This is a genomic window from Flavobacterium sp. UBA7663 (assembly GCF_002483315.1).
GTDB lineage: Bacteria > Bacteroidota > Bacteroidia > Flavobacteriales > Flavobacteriaceae > Flavobacterium.
The window spans coordinates 1-6761 of sequence record NZ_DLHR01000023.1 but is presented as its reverse complement, the minus strand read 5'-3'; the positions used below and the strand labels follow the sequence as shown (position 1 = coordinate 6761).

Annotated in this window: 8 protein-coding genes; 6 read left to right on the top strand and 2 right to left on the bottom strand. The window is 34.7% G+C overall.

Annotated features, from left to right (window positions below):
- Positions 1–86: 86 nt before the first annotated feature.
- Complete coding sequence (locus B2741_RS10465; RefSeq protein WP_291138619.1) at positions 87–290, top strand: hypothetical protein; 204 nt, start codon at positions 87–89, stop codon at positions 288–290.
- A gap of 8 nt (positions 291–298) precedes the next feature.
- On the opposite strand, the gene B2741_RS10460 is transcribed toward B2741_RS10465, so the two are convergent.
- Positions 299–529: a hypothetical protein gene (locus B2741_RS10460; RefSeq protein WP_291138617.1), complete on the bottom strand. Its 231-nt coding sequence runs from the start codon at positions 527–529 to the stop codon at positions 299–301.
- 209 nt (positions 530–738) lie between these two features.
- On the opposite strand from B2741_RS10460, the gene B2741_RS10455 reads away from it, so the two are divergent.
- Together B2741_RS10455 and B2741_RS10450 are read left to right on the top strand one after the other, a co-directional pair.
- The gene (locus tag B2741_RS10455; RefSeq protein ID WP_291138615.1) at positions 739–1530 is read left to right on the top strand and encodes a GIY-YIG nuclease family protein; all 792 of its coding nucleotides are present in this window, start codon (positions 739–741) and stop codon (positions 1528–1530) included.
- A gap of 745 nt (positions 1531–2275) precedes the next feature.
- Positions 2276–2716 (top strand): hypothetical protein, encoded by a 441-nt coding sequence (locus B2741_RS10450; RefSeq protein ID WP_291138613.1) that lies wholly within the window; start codon positions 2276–2278, stop codon positions 2714–2716.
- A gap of 19 nt (positions 2717–2735) precedes the next feature.
- Here the strand turns inward: B2741_RS10450 and B2741_RS10445 are convergent, their stop codons facing one another.
- Positions 2736–3197, bottom strand: coding sequence for a hypothetical protein (locus B2741_RS10445; RefSeq protein WP_291138611.1), 462 nt, complete (start codon positions 3195–3197; stop codon positions 2736–2738).
- A gap of 126 nt (positions 3198–3323) precedes the next feature.
- Here B2741_RS10445 and B2741_RS10440 point away from each other — a divergent pair, with 126 nt between their 5' ends.
- From B2741_RS10440 to B2741_RS10430, 3 genes are all read left to right on the top strand, one after another.
- Positions 3324–4193, top strand: coding sequence for a hypothetical protein (locus B2741_RS10440; RefSeq protein ID WP_291138609.1), 870 nt, complete (start codon positions 3324–3326; stop codon positions 4191–4193).
- Positions 4194–4581: 388 nt separating this feature from the next.
- Entirely contained in the window at positions 4582–5514 is a 933-nt protein-coding gene (locus B2741_RS10435) for an IS1595 family transposase (protein WP_291138607.1), read from the top strand.
- A gap of 704 nt (positions 5515–6218) precedes the next feature.
- Positions 6219–6761, top strand: coding sequence for a hypothetical protein (locus B2741_RS10430; RefSeq protein WP_291138605.1), 543 nt, complete (start codon positions 6219–6221; stop codon positions 6759–6761).

The window sequence follows — 6761 nt, the reverse complement described above, 5'->3', positions numbered from 1 at the left end:
TTCACGTGTCCGCGAAACGTTGTGTGCAATTATAAACATCCCGATCGTAAGATCATCTTGATTCATTAATTACTAAATCTAAAAATATGGCTTATTCAGTTGGTCAAAAAGTTGTTTATAAAGCTTTAAACGGCACAAAAGAAGATGCAACAGTTATTGCGCGAAAAATCGACTTTAAAAATGGTGTAATTGAAATTTGGAATGCGCAAGGAAATTTTGATTATTTAGTCACAGTTGAAAAAAATGGAATTATCGAACAGCATTTTTGCGAAGAAGAAGACATAGAGTGAACCGAGTTTTAGCGTCGAAATACACTTTCAGAACCTATATCGTGCATTAAATGAACAAATTCTCCTAAAGAAATTATACCTTCTTCAAGATAAAATGTTACATCTACATTTTCCATTTCGTTATCGTGAATTAAATCGTATTCTAGCCATTCATAATTCCACTCAAGAAGGATTTCTTTGATTTTCACAAATTCATCAAAGCTAAATGTTGTAATTCTGACTGTAGTTCTCTTCGCCATTTATAAAATATTTGTTTCAAAAATATGTAAATCAATTGGCTTTAAAACATAAAGTTAATAACATAACTGCACACAACAGCCGCCATGACTAATTGCTGGTTTTGTGTCGCCGGAAACATCAATTTCATTAACTTCGTTCACAGTAGCGGAGAATACTCTGCTATCTTGGCCGCAACTAGACATGGCGGCGAAACGTTAACTGCAATTGTATGGAAAACCTTCAAGAATTTCAAGAACGATTTGAAAGTAAAGTATTTTCTCTTTCTAGAGAAGATATTCTGGAATTAGAAAAGTTCGATAACGGTCCTTTAAATAATGTTATCACTAGGATTAATAAACATTGTTACGGTGTTTCAATAATTGACGAAGAGAAAATAAAATTTGATATGTTTTATGTCAATAGCGAAAATGAGTTAAAGGGCGATCTTATTAGATTAACATTAAATGAAAAAAATTATTTTCAACTTTTAATGAGATTTACAGCTATGCTAGCCGAAGATTACGAAGACGTAGATGCAATTTCCGCTTTTAATACTTTTCAAACCAAACTCCGAGGATTTCTAGAAAAATTAAACTTTTTTACAACTACTTCTCTCGAATTGAAACCATATTTAGGAAAAGGTAGTGTAATGATTTCAACAGCACCGAGAGGAATAGTAAATGTTATTTTAGTAGAGCATAAAGAATTTTACAGAGAGTTTTTCAATAATAATTATAAAATTGAAAAAGTAGAAAATTCGGAATATGTTTACCTTATGGTAAATAGCTATTCGGGCTATATCAAAATCGGAAGAAGTAAAAATCCTCGTTACAGAGAAAAAACTTTACATTCTCAAGAACCTACAATTTCTCTAATTGCACAATGGCAGTGCAGTAAACATATTGAAAAAGAACTTCATGAAAAATTCAAAAGTAAACGTGTCCGTGGAGAATGGTTTCGGTTACAACTTAATGATTTGAAAGAAATTGAAACATTTATGTCGATTTACAACTGCAGTTAACAGCGCATAAGCGACCATTGCTGGCTTCGCGTCACCGGAACTCTTTTTTCACGAATAAATTCTATCTTAGCGGAGAATACTCGTTCCCGCTTTCGCCGCAACGGCGCCTATGCGCGAAACGTTACTTGAAATCGCTCCTCGCCCGCTCCAATATTGCGTTTTACTTGAGAATTCCGTAAACGCATTTTTTTTACTTTGTATAAAACACGATTGCGAATTTCTTTAAAATCCCAAAGTTTGTCGAAACCGATCGTCGAATATTTAAATGGAAAATAATTGTCGAAATTCTTGTGTCCAATCTTTCGCAATCTTTGTCCGTTGCGTGTTTCAGGAAAAATACTTTGCATTTTTGAACTTTGGCGATTCGGTTTGTAGATTTTCTGATGTCAGCTCTTTCGTTCTCAACTTTCGTGTCGCGACATTCAAGTAACAGCGGTCACGAGAAATTGTTGGTTTTCTCTTGCTTCAGCTTTCTTTTCACGAATAAATTCTATCTTAGCGGAAAGTACTCACTTCGCTGGCTTCACAACTTCACGTGTCCGCGAAACGTTAGCGGTTATAACAAAAAACTCGTATGAAGACAACTTTAGTTCTACTATCGACATTTATATTTTCTCTTTCAAATTGCCAAAATAATAATGGTAAGCAAAAAGAATTCGAAGGCAAAATTATATACGAAGTGTATGTTAAATCGAAAACTAATAACATTTCCACTGACGACCTTCAAAAATTCTATGGAACAAGAATGATAAAGTACTTTAAAAATGGAAATTTTCGAATGGATTACAATGGCGAAGATATAAAGACAATATTCTTTCTTAGAAAAGAAAATACAGAATTTGATCTTCGAAATGGCATAGACACACTTTTTGCAACTTCATATAATGAAGAAGAACGGAAATTAATAAAATCAACATTGGAGAAATCTGAAATAATAATTGCCAATAGGAAGTGCCACATGTTAGTCCATCAAATGGAAAATACCAGAAATTCCTATTGGTATGATCCATCAATTTTTATTGATCCGAAAAATTACGAAAACAGTAAATTCAGCTTCACGGATAAATATTTCGAACAGACAAAATCACCTTGGCTAAAGTATACATATGACGGTGTAAATATTCAGATTAATTACACCGCAATTGAAATAATTGTGGAAGAATTGAATGATAATTTATGGCAATGATATACTTGTGTAACCCGTGTCAAGGCAATTTTGTAAGTGCTTTAATTATATGGATGATGCCCGTCAACAATAATCCTCCTAATATTGCTACTGAAACACCTATAATGACGTGCCAAGTCCTTGATTTAGTCCAATTATCTTTATTATCATTTACACTAGGAGCGTTAGTTTGCGGATATATTGTGTGGTGTTCTTTACGTAAACGCTCGTAACCACCATTATTGATAAAGAAAGTTCCTGACCCAGAAATAGCATATACATACGTATAATGACCGTCCCAACCACTTGAATCAGGCGTTTTTGCTCTCGTTATATGTTTGTCTTCAATCAATCTATCGATAGCAGAAAGCATATTGACATTATTTGCACATTCTGGTTTTTTAATTTGGAGAAAAATGTTTATTCCCGTATCGTGCCCGTTAATATCTCTCAAATATTTCAATATATTGTCCCAAAATTCAGTTAGTTCTGAATCAGTCATAACTCATTATATTTATTGTTAGCACTCCAAATGTAATGAAAAAAGCCCCGTCGCAAGGCGGGGCTTTATATCGATAGTAGATAGTTTGAATACATTCATTACTTTAGTTGTGCTAACAATAAGTATATGGATCATCAATATTTTCCGCATCGTCATATATCGGATTTAGAAAGACTTTTTAAAGCCAAAAATACCGCATTAATCCGCTTGAAAACAATAGGCTTTGATTGCCCTTACATATCATCGTCAAAAACATACGAACAACTGTATTTAGACGAGGTTCAAAAAGATTTCAACTTTAACGAACTTGATTTTCTTAGAGAAGGTATCCTGTATATTTTCGAGTGTTTGAAAATGATTGAAAATGAGGTTGCAGTTGATGATAAATATTCCGCAGATTTAGTCCTAAAAGAATGTGGGGATGTTGTACTAAGGATGATGAAATCAAACAATTTTAAAGAAGGAGATGATGTCGCGTTTCTTAGCCAAGTTTGGCAACAAAAAAATAAAAAGGACAATGATATAAAGTCTGATTCTATTTATGCTTTATCTAGAGAATTAGCCGAGTTTAAAGTTAGACTAAGTCGATTGGGAATTGAAACAGTAATAAGAAATGACGAAATTGAATTTTTGGATTTAAGATTTCCAATACCAGAACCAACTTTTGATATGATTGATATAGAACCTATCGATACAGCCGAACCTGAAACGGAAAATCCATTTCCAGAGATTTTTATGGATTTTGACGCATACACACTGTTTAATAGGTGGCACTCAGTTTTTCAAAATAGCAAGACCAAACTCGCAGATTATAGCTTTATATATAGAATAATGGAATCAGAAGGGCTGATTTTAGAAAGTAAACCTTTGCGATTTCAAAAGTGGCTTAATGGAGAGCCATACAAAGCAGATATAGAAGATATGTTTAAAACTTACGATAATTGTAAAACCGAGCATAAAGTATCATTATATCAAATGCTAAAAACTATACGCTAGCATATAGTTTTACACTCTATCATCGTAGTGTAAAAAACAACAGCAACGTTTATTGGTAATTTCGTGGATATGGTAATTTTGACAAAAAGAAAAGCACCCATAATGAGTGCTTGAAGTTTTAAACTAAAATGCCTAATGACCGAACCGAAAAAAATATCTCGGATTTTAAAAAGGATGAAATCTCCTCTTTCAGTACTTCATTAGCTAAAGATGCGTGACAGGTGTTTATTAACCCCGAAAACGTGTGTGAGAGCCGTGAGTAGGGGTTATTTTTTCAAATGTAAGCAAAACCAAAACGCAAAACAATAAAAATAATTGTAATTTTATCGCTTTATATTTGCAATTGTCATTTTGTCGATGTATATTTACATCATCAAATAAGAACAACATGAAAACCTCTAAAGATTTACGCGACTTCGACAGCCTTTTTGAATTACTTGACTACTTCACAACTGAAGCAGTATGCGAGGCACATTTAGCGGTTATCCGTTGGAATGGTGAAACTACTTGCCCTTACTGTGAATCTACAAACTGCAAAAAATTGGGCGGTGAAACAAACCGTTACAAATGTTACGGCTGTAAAAAACAGTTTGGCGTTAAGGTTGGCACTATCTTTCACGATTCTAAAATCTCATTGCGTAAATGGTTTGTTGCAATCTACTTAATCACTACAAACAAAAAAGGTGTTTCATCACATCAATTAGCCCGTCACATTAAAGTAACTCAAAAATCGGCTTGGTTTATCTTGCAACGCGTTCGCGAAGTATATAACGAAAAGCCCGAAGCATTTACTGGAATTGTAGAAGTTGACGAAAAATTCGTAGGTGGTTCTGATTCAAATCGTCACGCAAGCAAAAAAATTGCAGGTGGTCAAGGTGGCGCAAACCACACGCCAGTATTAGGAATCCTAGAAAGAGGCGGCAAAGTTTACGCATTGCCAGTAGTAAACAGAAAAGCCAAAACTATCATCCCGATTATGGTAGACCAAGTTGCAGCGGGCGCAACCGTTTATACTGACGAGTGCAAATCCTATGTATCTTTAAGCAGAAGCGCATACACACACGATTTCGTTTGCCACAACGCAAAGGAATATGTACGCGGCGGGGTTCATACAAACGGTATCGAAAACTTCTGGTCACACTTTTCAAGGACTATCACAGGAACTTACCACCAAGTTTCTCCTAAACACCTTTCACGTTACGTAAATGAATCAACTTTCAGATTTAACAACCGTGACCTTTCCGATGGTTCAAAATTTGACGTAGCTTTGGCTAATGGAACTAACAAAAGATTATCACATAAAGAACTAATCAATGGCTAAGAAGCAGCGAAAAGAACCCGAAATACCAAGACCTGAAAAGGATATAAAAATAGAATCAGGAGCGCCCAAATTCAATGCGGCGCTTTCTGCGTTCGTGAAAACTCATACCAAAAAGCCCAAATCAAATGACGATACAGGCAATAAGTAAACTATATACGGCAAACCTTGAAAACCGCGTTGTGTTGTTCTCGACCAACTTAAAGGAATTTGCCGCCGCGTTGGCGAAAATAGAATCCAATGTATCACCTTACCACACTTTGCGCAGAAACTTCGAGAATAAGACCGAATTCGAGTTTAAAGGCATATCGGGAAAGGTTTATATATTGCAAGAAGTCTATAACGCTAAAAAGTCAGATGATTTATCGTAACGGCGCAATTGTTGCCTCCTATACCCTATCTGACGATCTAAACGCAAAAGGACGCTCTTGAATAAAAAAGCCGATATGAAGTGTAAACATATCGGTAACTAAGTAAAGGGACTCTCCAAAACTCAGATTTACAACAAACCGAGTGAATCAGAATTTTTTGACGGTAAAAAAATTACGTAGCTTTACAGCCAAGCCGTAAAAGCCGCGCAGAAGATAGCAAGTTCACAGGTTACACAAGTATATCATTGCCAATTCTATCTTAGCGGAAACAACTCAGTNNGTCGCCTGTGCGCGGGACGTTAGCTGCAAGCCTAAACGAACAGTAGAAGAACAACAATGAAAATAACACTTTATATCTTGATTTCAGTTCTTCTAAGCTCTTGTTTTAAGAATGACAATTTAGAAAAGAATAGCAAAGGATTGCTTTCTATAAAGTATGACAAAATTGAATACTATCATTTGGATATTTCATTAAAAGATGCAAATGAAAGGTTCAGGAAAAATCCGGAAAAATATAAAGTTTGGGAGATTTTCTATGAAAATATTCCTAGAGATTTAAAAGACTCAGATTTCATAAGCGTACTAGAATCTAACTACGATAAATATAGCGTGCCAAAAAATCGAAATAGACAAATTTCGGAAACATTACATTACAAAATTGGTTCATATGATTTCCCTGCGTGCGACACATTTTTTCGAGACATTATAGTTTTCAAAAAAGGAAGCAAAATCACTGGCGTAATTAAAATTTGCATGGAATGCAAAATATCCAGGTTTGTAGGTTTTAATTACGATAAGACAAAATATAGAATCGAAATTGATCTTAAAAAATTAGAGGATATTTTAATAAGGCCAGCAGCTAACAGCCGCCATGACTAA